Source organism: Sphingobacterium arenae, from assembly GCF_014692505.1.
GTDB lineage: Bacteria > Bacteroidota > Bacteroidia > Sphingobacteriales > Sphingobacteriaceae > Sphingobacterium > Sphingobacterium arenae.
This window is the reverse complement of the sequence record NZ_JACNYK010000004.1, coordinates 228087-254383: the sequence shown is the minus strand read 5'-3', so window position 1 is coordinate 254383 and position 26297 is coordinate 228087. Positions and strand designations below refer to the sequence as shown.

Sequence of the window (26297 nt, the reverse complement as noted above, 5' to 3'; positions counted from 1 at the left end):
TGAATACGATTTTAATATGAAGAGAATTTTTGTCTCGATAATGGTTGGAGCAGCGATTTGGATTGCCGCTCCGGCTTTCGCTCAGGTTAAGCCAGCGGCATATCTGCACAACTTACATTCGCATAATGATTATACCCGAAACCATCCTTTTGCCATGGCGTATGGACTGGGCTTCGGATCTATTGAAGTGGATTTGTTTTTAAAGGACGGTGAGCTGTTTGTGGCACATGAATACGAAGAGATTGCAGCTGACAAGACTTTTGACCGGTTGTATCTAAAGCCGATCCTGGAAGCGTTTGCGAATAGCTCGGATGGGTTTCTTTACCCACAAAACGGCCAGCTACAGCTCCTGGTCGATCCGAAAGCTGACGGGGATGGCGTATTGAAAGTGTTAACAGAGAAAATCAAGCCGTATCGTGATCTGTTTGACAGTAAAAATAATCCCAAAGCGGTAAAAATTGTTGTTAGTGGAAACCGTCCGCAACCGGATGAGTTTCGTTCGTATGATGAAATATTCTTTTTTGATGGGGAGTTGAATAAAATGTATACGGATGCACAGCTAGAAAGGATTGGGCTTTTTAGCGCACCGTTTCCAAGGTTCTCTGAATGGAACGGTTTAGGAAGATTGACCTATCAGGATTCTATAAAAGTAAAAACAACGGTAGACTCCGTACACCGATTGGGAAAAAAAATTCGGTTTTGGGCGGCTCCGGATACCAAAACAACATGGTATGAATGGCTGAAAATAGGGGTTGATTACATCAATACGGATCAGCCTATGGCGGCCGCGGAATTTATGCGGGCGTACACCAAGAACAGTTATCACAACGAAGTTTTTTACCAACCATACATGCCGCGTCGAACAGAAAAAACTGCCGAACGCCCGAAAAATATTATACTGCTGATCAGTGATGGTGCTGGTCTGTCGCAGCTTTGGGCCGCGGCTATGGCCAATAGAGGGCAGCTGAACGTATTAAATATGCCCTATACGGGGTATCTTTTTACAGGATCTACGGATAATTATCACACGGATTCCGCAGCTGGAGGAAGTGCTTTGGCTACCGGGGTCAAGACCCGGAACCGCTACATCGGTGTGGATACGACAGGTCATCCGGTAAGCAATATTCCAGACCAAATAGCACAGCAAGGTATGGTAAGTGGGATCGTATCGAACGACCGGATTACAGGAGCTACCCCGTCTGCTTTTTATGCACATGTGCGTGAACGAGGTATGACCGATAGCATTGCTGAACAATTGTTGGATTCAAAATTATCGTTAATGGTCGGGGGAGAGCATAGGGTATTTGCCGAGGCAGATAGTTCCCTTATGAAGGGACTTCGGGCAAAAAATGTGGAGGTGGTTCGTGGTGTTGAGCATATAATGCGCTCACAAAGTGATCGCCTGCTGGTGTTTGCCCAGGATCAAGTTGACCGCGAATGGGATAAACTCAGAGACAATCAAAACGGTACGCAGACGGGATATCGATTGATTGAGAATGCGTTTCAACCGGCAGTGTCTTTTTTGGAAGAAAAAGGTGCAGATAAGGGTTTCTTTTTAATGGTGGAAGGAGCAAAGATCGACGGTGGGGGACATAGTAACTCGCTGCCGTTTACCATCACTGAATACTTGAGTTTTGATCGTATGGTCGGGCAGGCTTTACAGTATGCGGATATCAACGGAGAGACGTTGGTTATCGTTACGTCGGATCACGAAACAGGTGGTTTGGTCCTTTTAGATGCGGATAAACATAATGGTCATGTTGTCGGTAATTTTGCCACGACGGATCATACAGGCATCCCTGTGCCGTTAATGGCATATGGACCCGGGGCGGATCTTTTTCAGGGTTTTTTAGATAATACGGATATCGCTAAACGGATTTATCAGGTACTTAATTTATCTGTCGAATAACGACTTCGTTGAAGAGAGAAAAAGCAGGTGTCGTTAGCCTGCTTTTTTTGATGTGTATCATCTAATTACGGATTTATCTTTTTACATTCGACAAACAGAAAGTGGATTTATATGTTTAGTTAAAAAAAATAATATGATTTTACGATTCTACGTTCTTCTTTTTTTACATATGGTCATGTTGGTTTCTTGTGACTCAAATCGTGGAGATCAGGACATTGCCCAGCGGGAAAGGGCGGTAGAGCTCCGAGAGCAACGTGTGGCGTTACTGGAAAATGAATATCGCGCATTGTTAAAAATGAGAGATAGTTTAAATAGTCGTGTGTTGGCAAAGTCAGACTCGACGACGACAGATCGTTATAACAAATGGCCAGAACGTGTAGAGGGCGATTGGAATAGCCGGATGGTATGTCGTGCGTCCCGTTGTGCAAACTATGTGATCGGCGATCAGCGAAACGAACGTTGGCGGTTTTATGCGGATTCGACTGGAATGCATGTTCAGGTTGTCAACAACGATAAATATGTTCGTGTGTTTGAGGGGAACTATGAGGGAGAAAAAATTATACTTCGTATTTTAAACGATAGCGATTTGAATACAAAGATAATTCGATATGTACAGATCGACGATATAACGCCAAATGTAATGAAAGGCACGTTGGTCTTGACGGGTAAGAATAATTGTGAAGCGGTATTTTCCGTGGAATTAACACCTAGTCCAAAATAACCTCTATGATACTTGCTATTCATCCAATCACGCTACCGATCGAGGACCCGTTAATCAAATTTCTTATCGAATTGGTGATCATCCTGTTTATACCGCTCTTGCTAAATAAAATTAAAGTACCACACATCTTGGGTCTGATTATCGCGGGTGCGGTAATTGGTCCTAATGGTTTTCATGTTTTGGAGCGCGACAGCAGTGTAATCGTTATCGGTACCACGGGTCTGCTTTATATTATGTTTCTAGCAGGTCTGGAAATCGATATGGGTGATTTTAAGCGGAATAAGTGGAAGAGCATAACATTTGCGTTATACACCTTTATATTCCCTTTTGTCTTGGGATTTATGGGGGGCTTTTATTTGCTAGATTTCGCTATTCCGACTGCTATTTTATTTGCTAGCTTATTTTCTTCGCATACGCTTATTGTCTATCCGCTGATCAGTGGTATGGGAATTACAAAAAATCTATCGGTGAATATTACGGTTGGTGGAACGATGATTACCGATGTACTTTCGCTTTTAGTACTTGCTGTTATTGTTGGGATGTCGCAGGGTGAGGTTGGAACGGCTTTTTGGGTCAGGCTGGGGATTGCTATGGTGCTATTCTCGGCGATCGTGTTAATGTTGTTCCCTATTATTGCGAGATGGTTTTTCAAACGGGTAGAAGATAAGATTTCACAGTATATCTTCGTGGTCGTGATGATATATCTGGGAGCGCTTCTTGCTGAAATTGCGGGCATAGAGGCGATTATAGGAGCCTTTTTTGCCGGTCTGGCGCTCAATAGGCTCATCCCACATACCTCGTCGTTGATGAACCGGGTGGAATTCGTGGGCAATGCGATTTTTATACCCTTTTTTCTGATCAGTGTTGGCATGCTGATTGACTTTAAGGCATTTATAAGAAGCTGGGAAACTCTTGGTGTCGCGGCGATCATGCTGGTGGCTTCGATCGGTGGGAAATATATTGCGGCCTATTTAACACAGCGTACCTTTAAGCTCACGGCTAATGAAGGGCGCTTGATCTTCGGTATGAGCGCGGCTTCTGCTGCGGCTACGTTGGCATCTGTAATGGTAGGATACAATATTATTATTGGTGAAACGCCATCAGGCGAACCAATCAGGTTGTTAAATGATCATGTATTGAATGGTAGTATCCTCTTGATTTTAATATCTTGTACGGTGTCGTCGTTTGTATCGATGTCGGCTGGACAGAAGATAGCGGACGCGGACAAGGAAGACACGGTTTCTGGTAAGGGTTTGGAAAGTGAACGGATTTTACTGCCGATCAACAACGAGCAGATGACGGAGAAAATGGTAAATCTGGGGCTGTTGGTTAAAACAAAATCTAATAAAGAAGGAATATTCGCCTTAAATATTATCAATGAGGATAAAAATGAATCATCGGCTAAAAATGCGGAACGCATTCTAGATGGTGCCGTAAAAATGGGGGCTGCCGCAGATGTTGTCATCACACCTATAACCCGTCATGATGAGGAAGTTGTAGCGGGTGTTAATAATGTGATCAAGGAGAAAAATATTACCGATTTAATTATCGGATTGGAACGTGAAAAGGGGTTCTCAACTTCATTTATTTACAACCTCTATAATGGTTATCTGACAAATGAACATGTGAATTTACTGATATATCACGCGGTGCAGCCTATTTCTACTGTGAAGAGTTATGTCGTGATCATTCCGCGTGATGCGGAGGACGAACCTGGTTTCTTTTATGCACTGTTAAAAATCTGGAACATCGCACGCAATTCGGGTGCAACCGTGATATTTCATGCCAGTAGGCCGATGTTGGATGTGCTTGAACGCATCTTAAAGAAATCTGCAATCGAGGCGGAAATGCACGAAACAGCATCTTGGAACGATGCTGAACAGGTGGTACTTGGCTTGGAAACTGATCAGGGCTTAATTGTGATGATGGCGGATCGTAACAGATTTTCCTACACTTCGCAAATGCACGCGGTACCAGAGTTTTTAAATAACAACTCGCTCCACAATAATTATATTTTGATTTATCCTTACTCGAAAACAAAGGAAAATCTGATAGAAAGGAGAGCCGTAAATAACCTAGATGATTTTGCAGCTATAGGTAAAGTTATCGGGAAGGTGTTTGGATAGACTTATACTTCCAGACACATCGACCGTCGCAACGGAATTTCAAAGCGGTCGTACAATTCGGCTTTGGTATCATCGGGTTGGCTTAGGGTGTAGTAGCCACCCGTTAGCTTCAATCCTTCGTCCGTCCGGACGAGCCCCATTTTGAGAAACCCATAAAGATCTTCACAATAGGCAACTAATTCGACGCTACTGTCTTCGAATTGCAAAGGTGCAACGGTATCGTCACCATGGGTGGCAATGTTATGAAGAAGCGCATACCCACCGGCACCTGCTACGATATATGGTACCACACTGCCATCCGGATATGTTTTATGAAATCGTTGGTAATTATGTACATGGCCACTGAACACGGCATCTGGTAGCACGGATGCTTCGGCGAAGGCACGCTCGAGAAAATCGATCATGGCGGTACTAGATCCGTGGTTGGTATCGGCGGAGTAAGGCGCGTGATGTATACATACGATAATGGCCTGCTCATCACGTTGAATGGAGGCATCGCGTAATTCTTCTATAAACCATTCGCGTTGCTCATCGGTTATGCAGCCGTGCTTCGTGACGTTGGCATATAAACCAATAAAGCGTGCGAGGGGTGTCTCTAATGTCCAGTATACGTTGGGTTGGGTCATGCTTTTCCGTTTACTTGCACCATACGTAATAGGCCTGCTATGTGTATCGCAGAAGACGTCCATGAAAGCGTCCAGACTTTGATATGGACTGGATGCACCAGGGTTGATATCGCCGTCGTGGTTACCGGCAATAGCAAAGATTGGTGCTGGATAATCTTGATAAGGTTTTAGAAACTGGGCCGGATATTCAGATGCTTCCCCATGGTTATAGACGATATCCCCTAAATGGAAAAGGAAGGCCGGTTGCGTGTCCGGATGTCCTTCAATTTGTTGCGCTAATGTTTGAGCAACTGTAGCCTGAAAATCAGAATGACGGACGCTGCCAGTATCGCCCACCATATGAAAAAACATACGGTCTTGCAATTTATCGGTCGCTGTCCCGATGATATCCTTTATATGCAGGCGATAGGGATATTTTCCTGTTGGAGTGGGTAATGGTTTAAAGTTGTGCGAATCATCATTGATATGGGTCAACACAACGGGAGCATTGTATTTTGTATTTTCCATAAACAAACATAATAAACTAATATTAACTGCATGTTAAGTCATGGTGATTTAATATAATAAAACGGTGTTATGACATATAAATGAAGATGGTACCGTCATAACAAAATGTTCATTTGTTTTTAACAAATCGTTGATAGTTGTTGCTTAATCTTGCAAGGTGATTATTCTAATATGACGCAACATCCTAAAAATATTTCTGATGAAGAGTTTGTTGCATTTCAAAACGGTGATTCTCGAGTTTTTCGGATAATTTTTGATAATTATCAAGCTACTCTTTGTCGGTTTGCTTATTCGATTTGTAAAGACGAAGGCATTGCACAGGATGCCGTGCAGGAGAGTTTTGTTAAATTGCACCAAAACAGATCGAAGATAGGTGGTCCGGAAGCAATTTATCCGATGCTGTTTGTAATAACCAAGCGATACCTGTTGCGTGTTTTTCGGAGATCGGTTGTCGAAGCAAAATATAGGGATGAGCTTCGCAATAACTGGAACGAGGGATGCACATCTACTCTAGATGAGCTGAAAGCTAATGATTTGCGATCAGTACTAGAAGAACTGGTGGACCAATTGCCAGACAAACAAAAAGAAATATTTCAACTCAATAAGTTGGCAGGATACTCCTACGAAGAGATTTCCGATCAAATGGGGACTTCTAAAAATACGGTTAAAAACCAGGTGATAACAGCTTCCAAAAAGATCAGGTTACACCTACATCGGTTATATCACTTTGTTTTTTTAATTTTTTTTCTCGGTCAATAGTCCTTTTTCCGAAGCAAGGTAATTATAGGAGTAAAGAGCACTATAATATTGGAAAAGGAAGAACTCTATTTCTTGGTCAAGCAATATCGGGACGGTACCATTTCTGATCCTGATCTAAAAAAACTGAAAGACTACTTTCGTATGGAAAAATCGGATAGTCTTTTGAGCTCGGTCTTAACGGAGCTTGCCGAAAAAGATTCGTTATCATGGGGAAAAAAAGAAGAAAATGACGGGCTTTTTGAATCGGTTCAGTTCAAGATATTAGCGGAAGAGCACAGACTGCGTCAAGCGAAAGTTAGAACATTAAATTTTCTTCGGGTTGCAGCTGCGCTGTTTGTGCTGGTAGGGACCGCCTTCCTATTTTTTAAGACAAACTGGCTAAAGGGGACTCCAAATGAACCGAATTCGGCTTCACAAGAATGGTCGGCCATTGTTCCTGGAAAGAGCAAAGCAAAAATTGTTCTGGAGAATGGCAAAGAGATCGATCTAGAGGCGCTGGCAAATAACGAATCTTTGACGATGGATGGATATGCGCTTGTTAAAAATAATAAGGGAGAGATCTCTTATGTGCTAGCTGACAGAAATAGTCTTCGTAATGATTTTTACAATACGATTATCGTACCTAAAGGTGGAGAGTATAAATTGAACTTACCGGATGGAAGCCAGGTCTGGTTAAATGCATCGAGCAGCCTGCGGTATCCAATCAATTTCGGAAAGGAAAGCCGAAAAGTTGAACTGACAGGAGAGGCTTATTTCCATGTGGTCAAAAAATCAGATGGAACCCGAAAACTGCCATTTATTGTACAGACAGGGGAACAGGAACTTGAAGTGCTTGGTACACAATTTAATTTGAATAGCTACGCAAGTAAGATTAAGACGACCTTGGTGGAAGGCGCTGTACAGTTACGCTTCCCAAATGGCCGAAGAGAAGACCTTTCGCCTAATCAACAAGCTATATTTAGCACATATTCAGGAAAAGTAGATGTAGAAAAGGTAAATACTTACTATACAATAGCTTGGAAAGATGGTGCTTTTGCATTTGATAATGCTACACTGGAAGAGGTTTTAGATTGCCTATCGAGGTGGTACGATGTCTCTTTTGAATATGAAAAAGAGAGAAAATCTCTTCACTTTACGGGATCCATATCCCGTTATGAAAAAATTGAAAAGCTATTAGACTTAATCGAAATGACGAACAGCGTGAAATTTGAAATAAAAGGAAGGAGGATTATGGTTACTGGATAATGTACATATTTTTAGAATAATAATAGAGACAATTATCAGGAGCGGTGCGAACGCTCCCGATAAGAGTAATAAATAGTGAATAACGATTGTAAAAAGTATATAAACAACCGAAAGGACAAATGTATAAAAAAAATAATGTTTCGATACGTAGAGGTGTTCCATTTCCTCAAATTAACAGGTTCTTAATCATGAAACTAGCACTTGTGTTAATGTGTGCGAGTACACTACAGGTTGGCGCGATGACTTTCGGCCAAACCATTACCATTAAAAGGAAAAATGTGAAGATGGCCGAGGTTTTACAAGAAATCCAGAAACAAACCGGTTACCATATTTTTTATGATACGGCGCTTGTACCGTCGGATTTAAAATTGACTGTCGATATGGACGGATTATCTCTTCGAACGGCTCTCTCCAAAATTCTTCCAATTTATAATATAGACTACAACGTGGTCGATAAAAATGTGATCCTCACGGGACGTAAAAAGGGTCCGAGTGCTGTTGCTGAAAGGGATATGTCTTCCGAAGTACAACAGCAGACTGTTAGAGGTCTTGTGAAGGATATCAGTGGATTAGTGTTGCCGAATGTGTCCGTTACGGAAATAGGAACGAGCAACAGTACAATTACAGATGAATCTGGGCGTTTCCAACTACCCGTTTCGAAAGATCCTACGGTGCTTGTTTTTTCCTCTGTAGGTTATCAGCGAAATGAAGTTCGTGTAGATTCCAGGAATAGTCTTGTTGTGGAAATGAAACCTGTCATCACGGAGATGGACGAAGTTGTTGTAGTGGGGTATGGTACACAACGCAGAAGCGATCTTACAGGTTCTGTTGCGAGTGTCAAAGCAGAGCAGTTGAATACCGCGCCAATAGGGCAGTTATCTAACGCGCTGCAAGGGTTGGCTTCGGGATTGGAGATTGTTGCGGGGGGTGGATCTCCAGCGGAAGAACCGAGTATACAAATTCGCGGAACGGGTAGTATAAATTCGTCCAATCCCTTAATTGTCATTGATGGTGTTCCTTCGGGCAAATTATCGGACATAAATCCAAACGATATTGAGCAAATTGAGGTGCTAAAAGATGCTTCCTCTGCCGCGATTTATGGTACACGGGCGGCCAACGGTGTTATTTTGGTAACTACAAAACGTGGTAAGCTAGGACAACCGGCTCAATACAATGTTAATGTGTATTCCGGTATTACAAATGTAAACAACAAATTAGATCTATTGGGTGCGGATGATCTGGTCATGCTTAAAAAGGAACGATATGGTAATGACGGCATCGCAGAAAATGCTTTTTGGAACGATCCGTATTATACGGTAAATCGTACCGATTGGCAAGATGAACTTTTTCAAGCAGGTCGTTTGGAAAATTTCGATCTGAGCATCCGCAGCGGTGGGGAAAAATCATCTTACCTGACAAGTTTAGGTTATTACAACGAAAAGGGTATCATGTTGAGTTCTAAATTTCAGCGAATTTCTGCGCGAGTTAACTCCAACCATGTTATTTCCGATAGACTTAAATTGGTGCAAAACTTTCAGTACAACTACAGAAATTGGTATAGCCCATCAACACAATCGGTATATAGTGGGGTATTATGGCAAGCTCTTCGTTTCAACCCGGCTGTCCCGGTAATGGACGACAGCGGAGAATGGGGAAGCGCTTCTGCAAACAATGAATTGGGAGATATCAATAACCCGGTATACGAGCTGTCAACAGAAGATCGCAACAAGCATAATCACAACATGCTTGCTTCCCTAGCATTGGAGTATCAGATTATAGATGGTTTAAAGTTGAAAGGTAACGTTGGGTTTGAAGGTAATATATATCAGGCTAGAGATTTCTTTCCAAGCGTGACCCAGCAAATGCGGAGACGGAACGACGCGGAACTGGGGATTACAGATCAGAAAAGCTATACGATTTTGGGAGAAACCTACCTCGACTTTCAGCGTACTTTCGGTAGCCACCACTTGAATGCAGTTGCTGGTGTTTCCATGCAATCGAAAAACGGAAGTTTCCAAACGGTAAAAAAGATTGCCTTTGCTGATGAAAGCCTAGATCAGATTGTATTCGATAACGGTGCGACTATGAATACCATTATTGGCAATTATGATGTTCCCCAAAAATTGGCTTCCGCTTTTGCCCGTGTCAATTATAGCTTTGCCAACAAATATCTTTTGACGATGACCATGCGTAGTGATGGTTCTTCGAAGTTTATTGCCGGAAACCGATGGGGATATTTCCCGGGTATATCCGCAGGATGGCGTCTTTCGGAAGAAGATTTTATGAGCGATATTTCTTTTCTGGACGACCTGAAGATTAAAGGTGGATGGGGTATGCTAGGTAATCAGGAAGTAGCGGATTTGCAATACATGACGATCATGAAAAGAAATATTGATTATGGTAACAAATATACTTTTGGTTCCGATCAGGTAGGGGGGGCTCGGATTACGAGCTTAGCGAATCCGTTTATCACTTGGGAAAAAACAGCCATGACCAATGTGGGAATAGATGCTGTTTTGTTCCATGGAAGTTTGACTGCGAATGTCACTTGGTTTGACAAAAAAACGACCGATATGCTTATCCCGGCAGTTGTTATGGGAACTGTTGGACGGGCTACTATACCAGATTCTAATATCGGCGAAATGCGTAACCATGGATGGGAAATTGAACTCGGACACCGGAAGCAGACAGCCAGTGGTTTTGACTACAACGTGGGTTTAAATGTAACACTCCTGAAAAATAAGGTAACTCGGTTATACGGAAATAATAATTACATGGGATCCGTATTTTATGGACGTCAATCACAGGAGATATCCCGTACGTATGAGAATATGCCACTTGCCTCGTTCTTTGGTTGGCAAACGGATGGACTTTATCAAAATCAAACGGAAATCGATAATGATCCCAATATAACGAATGACGGACGCAAGGGGGATATAAGACCGGGTGACGTGCGATTTGTGGACATGAACGGCGACGGACAGATCGACGAACAAGATAGAGGATATCTAGGAGATCCAAATCCCGATGCTATTCTTGGATTACAGCTTGGACTTGGTTATAAAGGGTTTGCCCTGCACGCAAATCTAACGGGTAATTTTGGAGGACAGCTTTACAATGCCGACCGGATGCAGGGGCTTGATCCAACTTATTCTTATAACATGTATGCCGAAGCATTAGATCGTTGGCATGGAGAAGGAACGAGCAACGCCATCCCGCGGATGAGTACCCAACGTGCCAACCTAAATCACCGCACGTCTGATCTATTTATTGAAAACGGAAATTTTGTGAAGTTGAAAACGCTTACCTTATCGTATAAGATACCGGTGTCGGAAAGCAGTTTTATCCGTGATATGAGTGTATATGTGATGGGCGAAAATCTGTTGGTCATCACACCGTACAAGGGGTATAATCCGGAAATTGGTTACTCTGACGGAAATTTGCAGCGTGGGGTAGATTATGCCAATTTCCCATTCAGTAGAAAAATGAATTTAGGCTTTAGATTTGATTTTTAAATTTATTCGAATGAAACATAAAAATATTTTAATTCTCATCCTATTAAGTGTAACGCTTGGTGTTTCATCCTGTGATGATCTTTTGGATGTTGAGGTAAAAGGACAGTATACCGAAGAGAACTATTTCAAAAATGAACAGTCTGTTGTCGACGCAGTCACAGGTCTTTATGGTATTTTGATTGCCGAAGATTTCGTGGCCCATGGTGACTATACGTGGGATATCGCATCGGACGATGTGTACCGCGCCGGAGACCATTCGGAAGATGAAGCGATAGAAACCTTTACTTTTGATGCATCAAACCCACAGTTAAGTGCCGGCTGGACTTGGAAATACGAAATGGTTTCGCGATCCAATATTATCCTTACACATGTACCGGAATTGGACGATATTTCGCAGGAGATTAAGGATAGAAGTGTTGGTGAGGCCTATTTCTTTCGGGCTTTCGCGAACTGGTGGCTCTATTTGCCTTATGGTGAATTTCCGCTGATCACGCAGGAAGATGCAGCTACGGCCAACTATAATAAACCGAAAGCGACGATAGAGGAGGTTTTGCAGTCTATCGAGAACGATCTTCAGGCTGCGGAGAAACTCTTGCCGGTTACATCCACAGCTGGACGCATCAATAAGGGCACGGCCTGGGCATATTTGACGCAATTGTACATGCATTGGTCGAGCTACCCTCAAAAAGAGGATAAACTTGATCTGGCCATTACGGTGGGTGAAAAAATTACGACAAACAGTACGTATAAACTATCGGATAATTTTCAAGATAATTTTCGCCAGAAGACTACCGCACTCCCAGAAATGTTGTTATATGTCACCTCTTCACAAGCGTGGCGGAATACATCAACAATTTATTATTTCAGTCCGCGTACACAAGGTGGATGGAATTTCTTTCATCCGATGAAGAGCCTCTTTGATGCTTTTGGAAATGATAAAAGACGGTTGGCTACGATGTGGGCAGAGGGCGACCAAATCAATATTGGAAATGCTGTTATTCCCTATGATGCCGCTAGTTCTGAGACGGGGTTTCATTTCAATAAATACACCACGTTTACACCTGAAGGGCGATTGAGCTTTGATTTATTGATCCCGATTATGCGGTCCAGCGATGTATATCTGTTGGTCGCTGAAGCAAAAATCCGGAAGTCAGGTGCCGGTGCTGGGGATGCTGAAATTAACGCTGTGCGGGCTCGTGCAGGAGCAACAGCACTTGATGGAGCTGATAAAGATGATCTGATTTTGGAAAGACGATTAGAACTTGCTGGTGAGAATAGACGTTTCTTCGATTTGGTTCGTTGGGACAGGACAGGATGGGTGGATATTGCCACCATACTGAAAAATCCGGATGCAGTTTATCATACTGACCTGAATCGTGTTAATTTTTCCGCTCCAAAAAATTATTTCTTTCCCTTGCCACAGGTAGAGATTGATAAGAGCGGGGGTATTCTTGTCCAAAATTCGAATTACTGATGAAACGATATATATTATGGCTGCTCTTTATTTTGGGAGCAGCTCCCTATGTCCAAGCCCAATTTGGTGATATTAAATTAATTGCGCATCGTGGAGGTGTGGTTGATGAACACACCGATGAGAATAGTATCGCGTCCGTAAAAAAGGCGGCGGCAGCAGGATATTATATGGTGGAGTTGGATGTCCGCATGACTCGGGATTCTGTCTTAATCGTGCACCACGATCGAAATTTAAGACGCTTTTTCGAAATCGATAAACTGGTCGATGAACTTGATTGGAACGAATTACGGACGTTTAAATCGGCAAACGGGCATGTTGTGGAAAAGTTCAGTGATATGCTTTCTTTGGCAAAAGCTGAAGGCTTACAGGTCATGATCGACCTGAAAATCCAAGGTAATCACCAAAAGCAATTTAGCGAGATTTATGACCAGCTCGTTGATCTTGATTTGGCAGAAAAAGCACTTATCATTCCTACGGAAGAAGCAACGGATTACTTTCGCGGTAAGATAAAAGTAAGTTGTACCAGAAAACAGATTGAAGCTTACCAGCAGCGAGGCGATTATTCCCCACAGCATTATTATCTTTTTGCCAATCCAAGCAAGGAAGACTACCTTTGGGCTACGGCTAATGGAATTCAAGTGGTCGGGGTGCTCAACTACCGTCCGTCCAATCCAGACAATTACAGGCAAACAGCAGCATACCTGAGCAGCCTGGGTGTGGAATATATCCAGCTGGATAGCCAGTTCGCTGATTTTTTTAAAAAGGAAGATCTGACGGCAACACGTGATTCCCTTTTTTTTAAAGATGGACAGTTTAAAATTACGCAATTTACCGATCTGCATTGGGATGAACGTTCTGCGGGTACCAAACAAACTACTGCTACCATCCGCGCTGTTTTAGATCGAGAAAAGCCTGATTTCGCGATGTTAACGGGTGACCTTCCAGCTTCCAGACCCGCTTCGGAAGCTTGGGATGCCATCGCTCGCATCTTTGAAGACTATCGTATACCCTGGGCGGTCACCTTGGGTAACCACGACGATGAGGTCGGGATGAGTAGGTCGGACAATTTTGATTTTTTGAAGGGTAAACCTTACTTCATAGGTGAAAAGGGACCTGCTATTAGTGGTGCCGGCAATTATGTTTTGCCACTTTATTCGACAGAAGATAAAGAAGTGAAAGCCCTGTTGTATGCATTGGATACCCACAACAAACCCGCTAACCCGTTGCATGGCCATTACAACTGGATTCAGTTTGACCAGATTAAGTGGTATCGAGAAATAAGTGACTATTATACTTCCCTGAATGAAGGAAATCCGGTTCCGGCACTAGCATTTTTACATATTCCGCTACCGGAATATGGTCAAGTTCACAAGGATGAAAAATGGCGATTAGGGAATGCGAGTGGTGGGGACGGCCCTGGCGGGCTGAACAGCGGCATGTTTGTGAACTTTTTAGCGAAGCAGGATGTAATGGGTGTATTTGCGGGACATAACCATAGCAACGACGCCATTGGTAAATACATGGATGTGGCTTTGGCCTATGGTCGTACTACCGGCGCAGATGCCTACGGTTCTTTGGAACGTGGTGCACGTATCATCCTGCTTTATGAAGGCAAACGGGCTTTCGATACTTGGATCCGTACGCCGACCCAGGTCGAATTTAAATATTACTATCCTTCTGGAATTTCGGAATTAGAAGAGCAGCAAATGACCTACTGGGATGCAGTGCATGACGAAAATTTCGAACAGGGTGTCGCTTATCGCTATTTTGAAGGTGGACGATTGGAAAAGATCGCCGATATATCGGCTAATACCAGACTAATAAAATCCGGTAAAACCGACAATATTACGATTGATATCGCTACAGCACGGGATTCGTTTGCCTTTGAATTTAGCGGTTATATTAAAATTCCAAGGGATGGTGTCTATAACTTCTATACCTATTCTGATGACGGTTCGCAACTTTGGGTGGCTGATCAGCTTGTGGTCGATAATGACGGATCGCATAATGAACGAAGACGAGATGGAAAAATTGCGTTAAAGAAAGGTTACCATCGTTTTTTGATCCAATACTTTGACGATTATATGGGCGAGGTGCTGCAGGTTGGTATCTCCTCCCGAGACCTAACCGAAATGCTTATTCCTGACAAAATGCTTTTTCGATGATATTTTTCGATATCTAACACAGTAATGACAAATGCAGCTCGTTAATTCAAACATTTTGGCTAAGTTCGCAGCTTTTGGATTTTGAAATCATGACTATAATTTTTATATGATCGCAGAACTAGAAGATAAGGAAATCAAGCAGGTTTATAAAACCTCTATTATCCAACAAACGGCTTATTGGTCAGAAGTTAAAAAATTACAGGGGCTGCATACCAAAGCATTCAATTTCAGGACGAAGCAGTCTGATTTATACACCGATAGTCCAAGTGATGCATACTTCATCGGAGATTTATTGATCGTTATCCAACCGATTGATAAAGAGCATAGTATTGCTTATGTGCCTTATGGCCCCGAAGTAGAGCCATCGGAAGAAAATCAGGGTTATTTTTTGGAACAGTTATCGGAAAGTTTACGCACGTTTCTGCCTCCGAAATGCATCATGATCCGGTATGATTTGCCTTGGCAATCCCTGTGGGCAAAAGACGAAAGTTGCTATGATCTGCACGGCAACTGGCTGGGTGTACCCGAGAAAAATATACAGGAGATCCGACTCAATTACAGCACAAACCATTGGCGACTGCGAAAAGCCAATACCGATATTCTTCCTTCCAATACGATGTTTATGGATCTGCGGAAAGATAGGGATAAGCTTTTGGGAGGGATGAAACCGAAAACGCGCTATAATATCAATCTGTCTAAGAAAAAGGGGGTAGAGGTACGTTCGTTGGGAATTGAGAGCTTGGAAATATGGTATGATTTATATCGGCAGACAGCCACCCGGAATAATTTTTTTTTGCATGACATCCATTATTTTCGAATCGTACTTACGGCCAGAGCAAACGATACCTCTTCACCTGCCGACGTATATCTACTTGTTGCGGAAGTAGAAGATAAACCGTTAGCGGCCATGTTTTTGGTGATCTCGGCTAAACGGGGGACGTATCTGTACGGGGCTTCGGCATCCGAAAATAGAAATTATATGGCTACCTACGCGTTACAATGGCGCGCAATGGAAATGGCCAAAGAGCGAGGTTGTACGGAATATGATTTTTTTGGAACGGCTCCTAACCCGGATCCGTCTCATCCGATGTACGGACTTTATCGATTCAAGAAAGGATTTGGTGGCAAGCTGTACCACCGCATGGGTTGCTGGGATTATCCGTTAAATATGGAAAAATATAGCTATTACACTTCGATGGAATTTCAAAACCAACGTTATCATCTAAGTTAATGCTGACTTTATTATATCACTACCCCTCCCTTAACATTTAAAATGCCGCATCCGAATGTTTTACAGCTGTACAAACTCATTCTTAGTAGTTCCCCAAATGTAAAACATTCGACGCGGCGAGCTTTTTGGTTCTTTTTCGCGGAGAAAAAGAACAAATTTACCCTTCCAATTCCATGATCTCTTCGGCGAGCTTTTCCCAGTTTTGTTGAAGCTGTTGTAAGGATGCTTTAGCCGAATTATATGTTCGGGTGGCTTCTTGAAGTTTCTGCGCATCGGAATAAATTTCTTCTTTTGCCAAATTAACTTCAAGTCTCTTTACCGATTTTTCGCTTTCCTCTATTTGTTGCTCGAAGCCTGCCAACTCTTTATTTTTAAGCTGAATGAGCTTGTTTTTGTCCTCCGATGGCGGTGCTTTTTCCTTTTTAGGTTGCTCTTTCTCCTTTGCTACTTTTTTATCACCCGACGTGTCCTTCTTCACCACACGTTTTGCACTCCATTCTTCATATTCTTGGTAGGTTCCTGGATATTCTTTAATTTCTTTATCTTCGATAAACCAAATTTTATTAGCGACGTGATCTAGGAAGTAACGGTCGTGCGAAACAACGATAAACGTTCCTTCATATTGTTGTAAAGCTTGGATAAGGATATTCACGGAAGCCATATCCAGGTGGTTGGTAGGTTCATCAAGCACGAGGAAGTTGGCGTCTGCAGTCAATGCCTTTGCCAATGCCACCCTTGACTTCTCTCCGCCGGAAAGGACTTTAATCTTTTTAAATACGTCGTCGCCTGTAAACAAGAAACATCCTAAGATAGAACGTAATTCTGTTTCGGTATGTTTGGGGGCGAAATTTACCAGCTCCTGTATAATCGTGTTTTCAAGATGTAACGCTTCCAATTGATGCTGGGCAAAGAAGGTCTGCGAGACATTATGCCCTTTGATACTTTTACCCTCGTAATCGTTATCAGCATCAGCCACGATGCGAAGTAACGTCGATTTACCTTTACCGTTTGCGCCGATGAGCGCTATTTTATCTCCTTTTTCGATAATGGCGCTTGTATCACGTAGAATTTCCAGATTAGGATATGATTTAGAAATATTTTCCACCGTAACAACATGGCGACCAGAAGGTTTGGAGAATTTAAAGCTGAAATTCACCTCGGGATTATCATCATCCACCGCATCCACTTTTTCCATGCGATCGAGGGCTTTGATGCGAGATTGTACCATTTTAGCTTTGCTCGCTTTGGCTCGGAAACGTTCTATCAGCCGTTCTTCTTGCTTGATTTTGGCTTGCTGATTCTTGAATTGATTGCCCTGTATTTCCTCCCGCAAGGATTTCTCTTCCAGATAAAAAGAATAATTGCCTGCGTAAACGGTAAGCTTACTTCTACGGGATTCGACCGTTTTATTGATAATCCGATCGAGAAAATAACGGTCATGGGAAACGATGACGATAGCACCTTCAAATGCCTGTAGGTAATTTTCCAACCATTTAATAGAAGGTAAGTCCAAGTGGTTGGTCGGCTCATCCAATAGCAGAATATCCGGTGCCTGTAGAAGTATCCGGGCAAGCATAACACGCATACGCCAGCCGCCTGAAAATGTTGCTAGAGGCCGTTGTTGCTCTTCTTCGGAAAACCCCAATCCGGCTAAAATTTCGTGTGCTCGAAACTCAATGTTATAGCCATCGAGGGCCTCAAATTCCATCTGCTTATCGCTCAATTTATTCAAAACCTCATCGGAATAATCTGTTTCCAGCTTTTTGAGCAATACCTCGATTTCAGCATGCAGTTGATTCTGTCGTTCAAAAGCTTCCATAGCGACATATAAGATGCTTTTTTCAGAATGGTAAGATAGTAAATCTTGATTTAGGTAACCGATTTTCAAATCTTTTGCCATGGAAATCGTACCCGAAGTGGGGGCATAATCGCCTACGATTAATTTTAGCAAAGTGGATTTTCCGGCGCCATTTGCCCCAATTAATCCGGCCTTATCGCCAGGTTTTATATGCCAATTGGCCTCGTCATACAAAGCACGCGAGCCAATCTCGAATGTTAAATTATTAATTGATATCATTTGCTGCAAAAGTAATGAATATTTCTGCTTCTTTGGCTACCTTTGCACATATGTATAAAATTGTTAAGCCCTTATTCTTCACGATGGATCCCGAAACTGCACACCACAGGGTTACGGGAGGGTTGCGCTCGTTTACGAAAATTTGGGGTGCAAAATCAGTGCTTAAATCGCTCTATGCGGTGAATAACCCTCGTTTGGAGCGTAAAGTGTTCGGATTGAAATTCAAAAATCCAGTAGGGCTCGCTGCGGGGTTTGATAAGAATGCGGAGTATATCGAGGAGATGGCAGGTTTGGGCTTTGGTTTTATCGAAATCGGTACGGTGACACCTCGTCCACAGCCCGGAAACGATAAGCCACGGATGTTTCGCCTGGTGGAAGATGAAGCTTTGATAAATCGGATGGGTTTTAACAATCAGGGGGCTGATGTGGCTGCAGGACGTTTGAGGCAATTGAAAGACCGGGATAAGTTGATTATCGGGGGAAATATCGGCAAGAATAAGACGACGCCTAATGAAGAGGCCGTGAACGATTATACATACTGTTTCAATGCTCTTTTTGAATATGTAGATTATTTTGTAGTCAATGTGAGCTCACCCAATACACCCGGTCTACGTGATTTGCAGGAGAAGGAGCCTTTAAAGAATATCTTGAATACCTTACAAGATCTGAATTATACCAAATATATTCAACGCCCGATTTTACTCAAAATAGCACCGGATTTAACAGATTCTCAATTAGATGATATTGTGGAAATCGTGACGGAAACAAAAATCGCCGGTGTGATTGCGACGAATACAACGATTTCCAGAGAAGGGTTACATAGCGACCCTGTCTTGATAAAGGAGGGAGGAGGGGTAAGCGGAAAACCACTTGCAAAACGTTCTACGGAGGTTATCCGATATTTAGCGGAACGTTCCAACCGTTCATTCCCGATTATCGGCGTAGGAGGTATTCACTCGGCGGAAGATGCTATCGAAAAAATCGAAGCAGGAGCGAGCTTGATTCAGGTCTATACCGGTTTTATCTATGAAGGACCAACCTTGATTAGTAGAATCTGTAAAGGGCTCTTAAAATAAAAGTACGGAAAGGCTCTATGAAGTTAATCTCGATCCAAGAACTTCCGGTCTTCTTCTGATAAATTGGAATGGGGGGCAGGGTTATCCGCATCTGCACTATTAGCGGCTGTTGTATTATTAATACTGTATTCTTTTGGATGGCTCTTTTTGCGTCGAAACATGATACCACCCGTAATAACCCCCAAAATAAAAAACACACCCAAAATGAATAATTTTGAGGTGCGTATTTCGCCAAATAACCAAAAACTTGCTTCTTCTTTGTTATTAAAAAGAATGACCAGCACCAAGGCTGTGATAATACCGAATATGACCGTTTTGGGCTTCATCTATTGATTTTTTTTCTGCAAATTAACAAAAAATACCTACTTCACGAATTTCTAAGAACTTACAAAGTTAATATTCATTTAATATTGGGACGGTATCTTTGAATACATCAAATAACGCATGACCCAAGAAAACCTGTTATATGAAGATTGGCTAATAGCTATTCGGGAAAGAGATGATAAAGATGTCTTTGGAAAGCTTTATCATCATTTCTGGGATGGGCTTTATGGTCATGCTTTGCTCCGCACCCGCGACGCACAGCAAGCGGAGGATATCGTGCAGGAACTTTTTATACAGTTTTGGGAAAAGCGGGACCGGCTGGATTCTCAAATGCACCTACCCGCGTATCTTTATGGCATGTTGAAATATAAGATCGTGGATTTCTTCAATTCCACCAAGATCAAACCACAGTTGCTTGATTTCTGGGCAGAGGATCTTCATAATTTTGCACAGCAAAACTCCGAAGAACTGGAGACCTATCACGCGCTGGAACAACTGCTGGCACAAGAGCTGGACCGCATGCCAGCTAACATGAAGCAGTCCCTTTTGCTCAAATGGGATGAATTCAGCATCCGGGATATAGCGATACGTTTAGGGCTGTCCGAACAGACCGTAAAAAACAATATCAGTGAAGGCAGCAAGCGCCTGAAATATGCTTTGTTATCTCGGGGTATAGATCGTTACAGCGCCACGATGGTGTTGTTCTTCTTCATTTTTTCCTAGATGAAAAAACGAAGCAAAAAAATCACGACTTGTCTTTTTAATCCGCATAACCGCTAATCCATTATTGGCCGCGTTTATTTAACGCAATTGTAATATCCCCAATTAACACAAAAGGTCGCATCCGGATTTACCTATGGTGAGCTCGCCGTAGGCTCGGTTTGCCCCATTTTTGCGGTCAAAAGTGGAGAGAAACAATCATTAACAATAACTTAATAAAACATTAACGATTAATCAAAGTACTTTTTTCGCTTTTTTCCGACATACCATAAAACGACGAACAACAAGTGAAAAGAAAAGTATTCCGGTTTTTAACCGATCGGTACCGACAGAGAGAGGCAGGCAAACGTGAGAAAGACCTCTTCGACTCTTGGTACAACAGCATAGACGGCCGAAGGCATTTTGAGCCGGTGGACAAGGATATGCGACGCAACCGTTCCTGGCAGAACATACAAGATGCGATTGGAGAAGAAGAGGAGCTCGTCGACATCAAACAGAAACGACTTATCGATTTCCGGCCATGGATGGGCGCTGCTGCGCTTTTACTTGCCTCGCTTGGTTTTTTCTATTGGAGTATGCAGCAGGAGATGCAGCAGCAGGAAATGGTGTCCATGCCGGCTTACCGTATTTTCACCACGGGGGTAGGCGAACGTAAAGTGGTCAGTCTTCCCGACGGATCGGAGGTGACGCTAAATGCACGGACGAGTCTGCGTGTCGACGAAAATGCCTACGGACAATCCACGCGGGAGGTCGAACTCCTTGTTGGAGAAGCCTTTTTCGAAGTCGCGAAGGATAGTAGCCGGGCGTTCATCGTGCAGGCAGGCCGTTTGCAGACCACCGTTTTGGGAACTTCTTTTAATATACAGACTTATGCAGAGATGGAAGAGCAGGTGATTTCGGTATATACCGGTCGTGTGAAGGTACAGCGTGGGAACAGTAATCTCGGGACGCTCGAAAAGGGACAGCGTATCCGCTTTGAAAAACAATATGCCAATAGTACAACGGAAGAATTTGATACGCAACAGGTTTACAGCTGGACAAGCGGAAAATTGGTGTTACAAGACGCTGGTTTTGAAGAACTGGCACTTGCCATCAAAAATACCTATGGCATAAAACTCGAGGCCGATAACGACCGTATTGCCCGCCAGCAATACAGTCTGCCGATCCGCAAGTCGGTTCCGCTGGACGAGTTCTTAGAGGCTATTCAATCCATTCACCACAACAAGATCAGAAAGGAGGGCGAGCGCGTGATTCTTTATTAACCTAATCTATACAACAAAGGAGTTAACGACCGCCATCGTTAACTCCCTATCATCGTTATAACATCGTATTATAAAATCATATCCATACAACATTATACATAAACAAATTTATGCAATTTAATCTGTACTATTTCCATTTCATTATGCGAATATTCATGCTCAGTGTCATCAGCATCCTGTGTTTGACGGAGGTACTACTTGCCTCGGGGGCCAACGCCCAGCTTTTACAGAAGAAAGTAACCTTGGAAATTCACGAAGGCAGTATTGCCGATGCTGTAAAAAATCTGGAATCCAAGAATGTACTGATCGCCTATGACGCGGCGAAGTACAATCTGAATAACCGGAAAGTTGTTTCTGGCCGCTTTAGAAATACCCCCGTAAAAGATGTCCTGAACCATATTTTTCGGGGTACCGATATGGCCTTTCGTGAAACAGGGTCGTATATTATTTTAGAGAAAAAGCCGCCTCAGCGCCCGGGCCGTATCAGCGGTACGGTCTACGACGAGCGCGGTCTTCCGTTGATAGGTGCCAATGTCCGCGTCATCGGTAATAAGTCCGCGCAGACAAGTGTAGATGGTACCTATAATATGGAGCTGCCCGCCGGTACTTACGTCGTGGAGATTAGTTATATCTCCTACAAGACACAACGCATACAAGAGGTCAAGGTAGAAGCAGGGCAACGTACGGCGCTGGACATTGCCATGCAGGTCAGCAACCAGCAGATCGAAGATGTGGTCGTGACCAGTACCTTCAAGAGGTCGTCGGTAGCCGGACTCTATGCCGCGCAGAAGAACGCAGCCAGTGTAACCGATGGTATTTCTGCCGAACAGATTGCCCGGACGCCGGACAACGATATGGGCGCCGCGTTGAAGCGTATCACGGGGCTAACCACGGTGAACAACCGGAACGTGATTGTGCGCGGAATGTCCGACCGGTACAATCAGGCCATGCTCGATGGGGTGAGCATCCCGAGTACGTCGATGAACCGCCGGGATTTCTCCTTCGATATCATTCCTACGGAGATGGTCAGTTCGGTGGTGGTCAATAAAACGGCTACGCCGGATGTTTCTTCGGAGTTTTCGGGCGGGCAGGTGTCGGTGAATACGCTGGATATCCCGGACGAAAACTTTACGAGTATCCAGATCGGTTCGGGCATCAATAGCCAGGCGATCGGCAAAGATTTCTACCGATTGGGCGAGCGGAAAAATGCAGAGTACTTCGGTTTCTTTGATAAATCAGCGAAATTACCGGAGGGTATGCTGTCGTGGCAGTTCCCCAGCAATATTGAAGTTCCGCCTCCGGGCAATGATCAGACGGAGGATTTTGACTTGATTCCGGGAAACGGTATCCCCTACAGTAGCCTGGACGCGGTAGCACAATCGAAAAGGCTGTCTGCCGAGCCGCTGCAGATGCGTCGTTATAACGGACAACCGAACCAAAACTACCGCTTTTCGTTAGGACGCGTGTACGAACTGAAGAACGGCATGCGCTTCGGTTTTTCAGCGGCGGCCAGTCTGCGTAACGAGCAACAGGTATGGGAATTTAACAACGTGCGCGGCTCCAATTACGGAAATGCAAATAATAATCCGAACTATATCGATAGCACCAAAATAGGACAGAACGGTGCCGGGATGTCCTATCGTTTCAATAGCAACAGTGGGCTGGCGGCGAACCTCGGGCTACAGGGAGACAAGTTTAAGGTAACTTTAAAAAATATGTATGCCCGTACGTATAGTAATAATTATAACGAGGCGATCCGCTTGAACTATTTCGATCCGAATTCACAACCTCCGAGCAAAGAACAGTACCAGTTGCCCGAGGCCATGTCCTTGCTGCAGCATCAGCTGAGCGGCGAGTACGAACTCCCTTGGGCGATCAAGGCGACGGGTATGGTTGCCTACAACAAGATAACGCAACGCATCCTGGACGAGCGCAAGTTTAAATACCGGTTGACGACCCAGATCGGCGATGACTATTATTTCCAGACCCCCAATGTTAGAAATCCTTCCGAAACAGGCGGTGATGCAATTTCCGAAGATTCCCGTATGTGGACGCAGGTGAACGAGGAAGATTTCCATTGGGCGGCAAGCTTTGCGAAATCCTTCGATACGGGGGAAACGCTCAGCACACTGATAAAGCTGGGTTACCAAGGCTTTGATAAGCAGCGTGACCTGTCGGTATTCCGAATGATCCCCTATTCGGCAAGGGGAAGCCAGTTCGAAAAGCCCTATGAAGTGATTTTGGATCCGGCGAATATTGGCAACGGTGTCAACGAGGCGTATTATTGGGCAACATTTATCAATGGCCCGGTATTCGACGGGCACATGAAAATGCATGCGGTGTATGTGATGGCAGACCAGAAGCTGTGGAACAGGCTGCGCCTGGTGTATGGTGTGCGTGGGGAATCTTTTGACTTGAATAACAGCCAAGAAGAAATATTGAACCGGCGATATACGGATCCCAGCGAGTTTATTTTGTTTCGAAGAGGTGTCGCCGAAAGCGGCTGGCGCTGGTTGCCGTCCATCAATGCTACTTATGAGATTACTTCTACCTTTAATGTACGCTCTTCCTACTCGCGCACGGTCATCCGGCCAGATTTCCGGGAAAGCTCTTTCTTTGGTTTCTACGATTACGAGCTGGAGGGAAATGTGTCCGGCGATCGCGTGGAGTCCACGGTAGTGGATAATGTGGACCTACGTTTAGAATTGTATCCGGGAGCAGGGGAGATTGTTTCCTTGACAGGGTATTATAAATACCTGGACAGACCCATTGAGCTAGTCAGGAACAGTTCGTTGAGTCAGGGTAATTATTACGTGTTTACTAATATGGAGTCCGCGACCAACTTGGGGCTGGAGCTGGAAGTAAGGAAGAACCTAGGCTTTTTGGGCGAACAGGACTGGTTGGAGGATATTTTTGTCTACGGCAATGGAACTTTATTAAAATCAAATGTGAAGGTAATGACACCTTGGGGTTCATATCCTGCAGAAGGCGGAGGCTCGGAATGGCGGCAGGAAAGACAGGACAGTCAAGATCGTCCATTGATTGGGCAGTCCCCTTGGCTGCTGAATCTAGGTTTGGGCTATTGGGGAGAGTCTTTTGGACTGACAGCAAGCTATAACCAGCGCAGTTACCGCACCAACCTGACTGCTTTCACTCCACATGAGGTGGAATATGAAAAGGTACCGGGGCAACTGGACGGGCAGCTCTATGCCCGGGTACTAAAGAAGCGGATGGAAATCAAATTCAATATGGCAAACCTGCTGAACGACTGGTCTATTTTTTATGCCAATACAGAGGGTTTTGTACCGGATCCCAATGAGGGAAGTAAATGGATAGCAAACAAAGGTGATAATAAGTATAACAAGGAAGACAACGATACGATACTCTACCGCCGGAAAGAAGGAAGCCGTTTTAGCCTGTCGCTGACGTATAGTTTTTAATAGTGATAAGTTATCAGTGAAAAAAAGTATTTCATGATTATTTAATGGAGTAGTAATAATTAATCAAAGTACTTTTTAGCTTTTTTTCAGACATATATATAAAAAGTGATGAGTTATAAGTGATGAATGATGAGTGAAGGAGCGAAATAAAGATAGTAATTACCGGGCTTGGTTCTTGGTTATTCTGAAGAGATGGGAAACGAAAAAACAATTCCATGCATTGTCCGAAAAGCACAATCCGGAAAAAAGAAAAAAATAGAAAACGTTTGTCTCGGAGGAAAATCAGAAAACGAAGAAAGTAATTAAAAAACTATACCGCCTTTCGAGAATTGCCGTGCGAAAAGCAGTATAGTCAAGCTAAAGATAATGGCGGCAAATTTATAAATTATTTAAAACTTACCGAAATGAAAAAAGTTTTAAGTTTAGCAGCATGTGCTGTGGCTCTATTCAGCTCATGCAACAAAGATGTAGCAACGCCTGAGGGCGATTTTAATGCCGGTTTGCCGACTGGCGTGGTACAGGCGCCCATTCCTACGGATGCCGATGGTCTGATTACCAAGACGTTTCTGCCGAATGATACCATTTGGAAAATCGATGGTGTATCTTATGTTGAACCCGGTCAGACATTGACCATTGAGGCGGGTACCTTCCTGACTTCGGGAGATTTCAAGAGCTATGACGATCCGGAGTTTGGTCCTCAGGAATTACGTGGTGTATTAGTAGTACCTAAAACAGCAACTCTAATTGCAGAAGGTACAGCGAACGCGCCGATTGTATTTACGTCGCCGAACGCAACGAACCGTCAGGCGGGTGACTTCGGTGGGGTCGTTATTTTAGGACGCGCACGTATAAATCAACCGACTGCGCAGCGTATTGAAGGTATTCCGCAGCCCGACGATACCGATGTAACGTATGGTTCAACAAACGATACGTATAATACCGAGAGTTCAGGTATCTTAAAATACGTGCGTATTGAATTTGCTGGATTTGAACTTTCAGAAGCGAATGAAATCAATGGTTTAACGTTAGGCGGTGTGGGTAGTGGTACAACCCTATCACATATCTAGGTTTCCTGGGGCCGGGACGATGCGTTCGAGTTTTTCGGAGGTACGGTAAATGC

Annotated in this window: 17 protein-coding genes; 14 read left to right on the top strand and 3 right to left on the bottom strand. The window is 43.6% G+C overall.

Translation table 11 applies throughout. The annotated features are described in order from the left end of the window. Nucleotides 1-16 precede the first annotated feature (16 nt). The 3 genes from H8B17_RS15310 (at nucleotide 17) to H8B17_RS15300 (ending at nucleotide 4756) form a co-directional block, all read left to right on the top strand. Complete coding sequence (locus H8B17_RS15310; protein ID WP_190310094.1) at nucleotides 17-1909, top strand: alkaline phosphatase; 1893 nt, start codon at nucleotides 17-19, stop codon at nucleotides 1907-1909. A gap of 133 nt (nucleotides 1910-2042) precedes the next feature. Continuing rightward, a complete protein-coding gene (locus H8B17_RS15305; RefSeq protein WP_190310093.1) occupies nucleotides 2043-2630 on the top strand; it encodes a hypothetical protein in 588 nt (195 codons plus the stop codon). 5 nt (nucleotides 2631-2635) lie between these two features. Further along, nucleotides 2636-4756 (top strand): cation:proton antiporter, encoded by a 2121-nt coding sequence (locus H8B17_RS15300; protein ID WP_190310092.1) that lies wholly within the window; start codon nucleotides 2636-2638, stop codon nucleotides 4754-4756. A gap of 2 nt (nucleotides 4757-4758) precedes the next feature. On the opposite strand, the gene H8B17_RS15295 is transcribed toward H8B17_RS15300, so the two are convergent. After that, nucleotides 4759-5889, bottom strand: a complete 1131-nt coding sequence (locus tag H8B17_RS15295; RefSeq protein ID WP_190310091.1) for a metallophosphoesterase family protein — start codon at nucleotides 5887-5889, stop codon at nucleotides 4759-4761. A 171-nt stretch (nucleotides 5890-6060) separates the two neighbouring features. On the opposite strand from H8B17_RS15295, the gene H8B17_RS15290 reads away from it, so the two are divergent. The 6 genes from H8B17_RS15290 to H8B17_RS15265 all read left to right on the top strand — a co-directional run bounded on the left by H8B17_RS15290 (nucleotide 6061) and on the right by H8B17_RS15265 (nucleotide 16278). Beyond that, nucleotides 6061-6648: an RNA polymerase sigma factor gene (locus H8B17_RS15290; protein ID WP_190310090.1), complete on the top strand. Its 588-nt coding sequence runs from the start codon at nucleotides 6061-6063 to the stop codon at nucleotides 6646-6648. Nucleotides 6649-6696: 48 nt separating this feature from the next. Then, nucleotides 6697-7893 (top strand): FecR family protein, encoded by a 1197-nt coding sequence (locus H8B17_RS15285; RefSeq protein WP_190310089.1) that lies wholly within the window; start codon nucleotides 6697-6699, stop codon nucleotides 7891-7893. 188 nt (nucleotides 7894-8081) lie between these two features. Then, complete coding sequence (locus H8B17_RS15280) at nucleotides 8082-11408, top strand: SusC/RagA family TonB-linked outer membrane protein (RefSeq protein WP_190310088.1); 3327 nt, start codon at nucleotides 8082-8084, stop codon at nucleotides 11406-11408. Between the two features lie 10 nt (nucleotides 11409-11418). Continuing rightward, entirely contained in the window at nucleotides 11419-12882 is a 1464-nt protein-coding gene (locus H8B17_RS15275; protein WP_190310087.1) for a RagB/SusD family nutrient uptake outer membrane protein, read from the top strand. Beyond that, nucleotides 12882-15047: a glycerophosphodiester phosphodiesterase family protein gene (locus tag H8B17_RS15270; RefSeq protein WP_190310086.1), complete on the top strand. Its 2166-nt coding sequence runs from the start codon at nucleotides 12882-12884 to the stop codon at nucleotides 15045-15047. Before H8B17_RS15275 ends, H8B17_RS15270 begins: the two co-directional genes overlap by 1 nt. Nucleotides 15048-15153: 106 nt before the next feature. Continuing rightward, nucleotides 15154-16278: a lipid II:glycine glycyltransferase FemX gene (locus tag H8B17_RS15265; RefSeq protein ID WP_190310085.1), complete on the top strand. Its 1125-nt coding sequence runs from the start codon at nucleotides 15154-15156 to the stop codon at nucleotides 16276-16278. Between the two features lie 157 nt (nucleotides 16279-16435). Here H8B17_RS15265 and H8B17_RS15260 read toward each other — a convergent pair whose 3' ends face one another. Then, entirely contained in the window at nucleotides 16436-18355 is a 1920-nt protein-coding gene (locus H8B17_RS15260) for an ABC-F family ATP-binding cassette domain-containing protein (protein WP_190310084.1), read from the bottom strand. A gap of 50 nt (nucleotides 18356-18405) precedes the next feature. Here H8B17_RS15260 and H8B17_RS15255 point away from each other — a divergent pair, with 50 nt between their 5' ends. Next, a complete protein-coding gene (locus H8B17_RS15255; RefSeq protein WP_190310191.1) occupies nucleotides 18406-19431 on the top strand; it encodes a quinone-dependent dihydroorotate dehydrogenase in 1026 nt (341 codons plus the stop codon). A 23-nt stretch (nucleotides 19432-19454) separates the two neighbouring features. Here the strand turns inward: H8B17_RS15255 and H8B17_RS15250 are convergent, their stop codons facing one another. After that, nucleotides 19455-19757 carry a hypothetical protein gene (locus H8B17_RS15250; protein WP_190310083.1) on the bottom strand — a complete coding sequence of 101 codons (303 nt, stop codon included), beginning with the start codon at nucleotides 19755-19757 and terminating at the stop codon, nucleotides 19455-19457. A gap of 118 nt (nucleotides 19758-19875) precedes the next feature. Between H8B17_RS15250 and H8B17_RS15245 the strand changes: the two genes are divergently transcribed. From H8B17_RS15245 to H8B17_RS20695, 4 genes are all read left to right on the top strand, one after another. Continuing rightward, the gene (locus H8B17_RS15245) at nucleotides 19876-20478 is read left to right on the top strand and encodes an RNA polymerase sigma factor (RefSeq protein ID WP_190310082.1); all 603 of its coding nucleotides are present in this window, start codon (nucleotides 19876-19878) and stop codon (nucleotides 20476-20478) included. 284 nt (nucleotides 20479-20762) lie between these two features. Further along, nucleotides 20763-21737, top strand: a complete 975-nt coding sequence (locus tag H8B17_RS15240) for a FecR family protein (protein WP_190310081.1) — start codon at nucleotides 20763-20765, stop codon at nucleotides 21735-21737. 110 nt (nucleotides 21738-21847) lie between these two features. Then, nucleotides 21848-25177: a TonB-dependent receptor domain-containing protein gene (locus H8B17_RS15235; protein ID WP_190310080.1), complete on the top strand. Its 3330-nt coding sequence runs from the start codon at nucleotides 21848-21850 to the stop codon at nucleotides 25175-25177. A gap of 404 nt (nucleotides 25178-25581) precedes the next feature. Then, nucleotides 25582-26244: a hypothetical protein gene (locus tag H8B17_RS20695; protein WP_223816604.1), complete on the top strand. Its 663-nt coding sequence runs from the start codon at nucleotides 25582-25584 to the stop codon at nucleotides 26242-26244. Nucleotides 26245-26297: the final 53 nt, after the last annotated feature.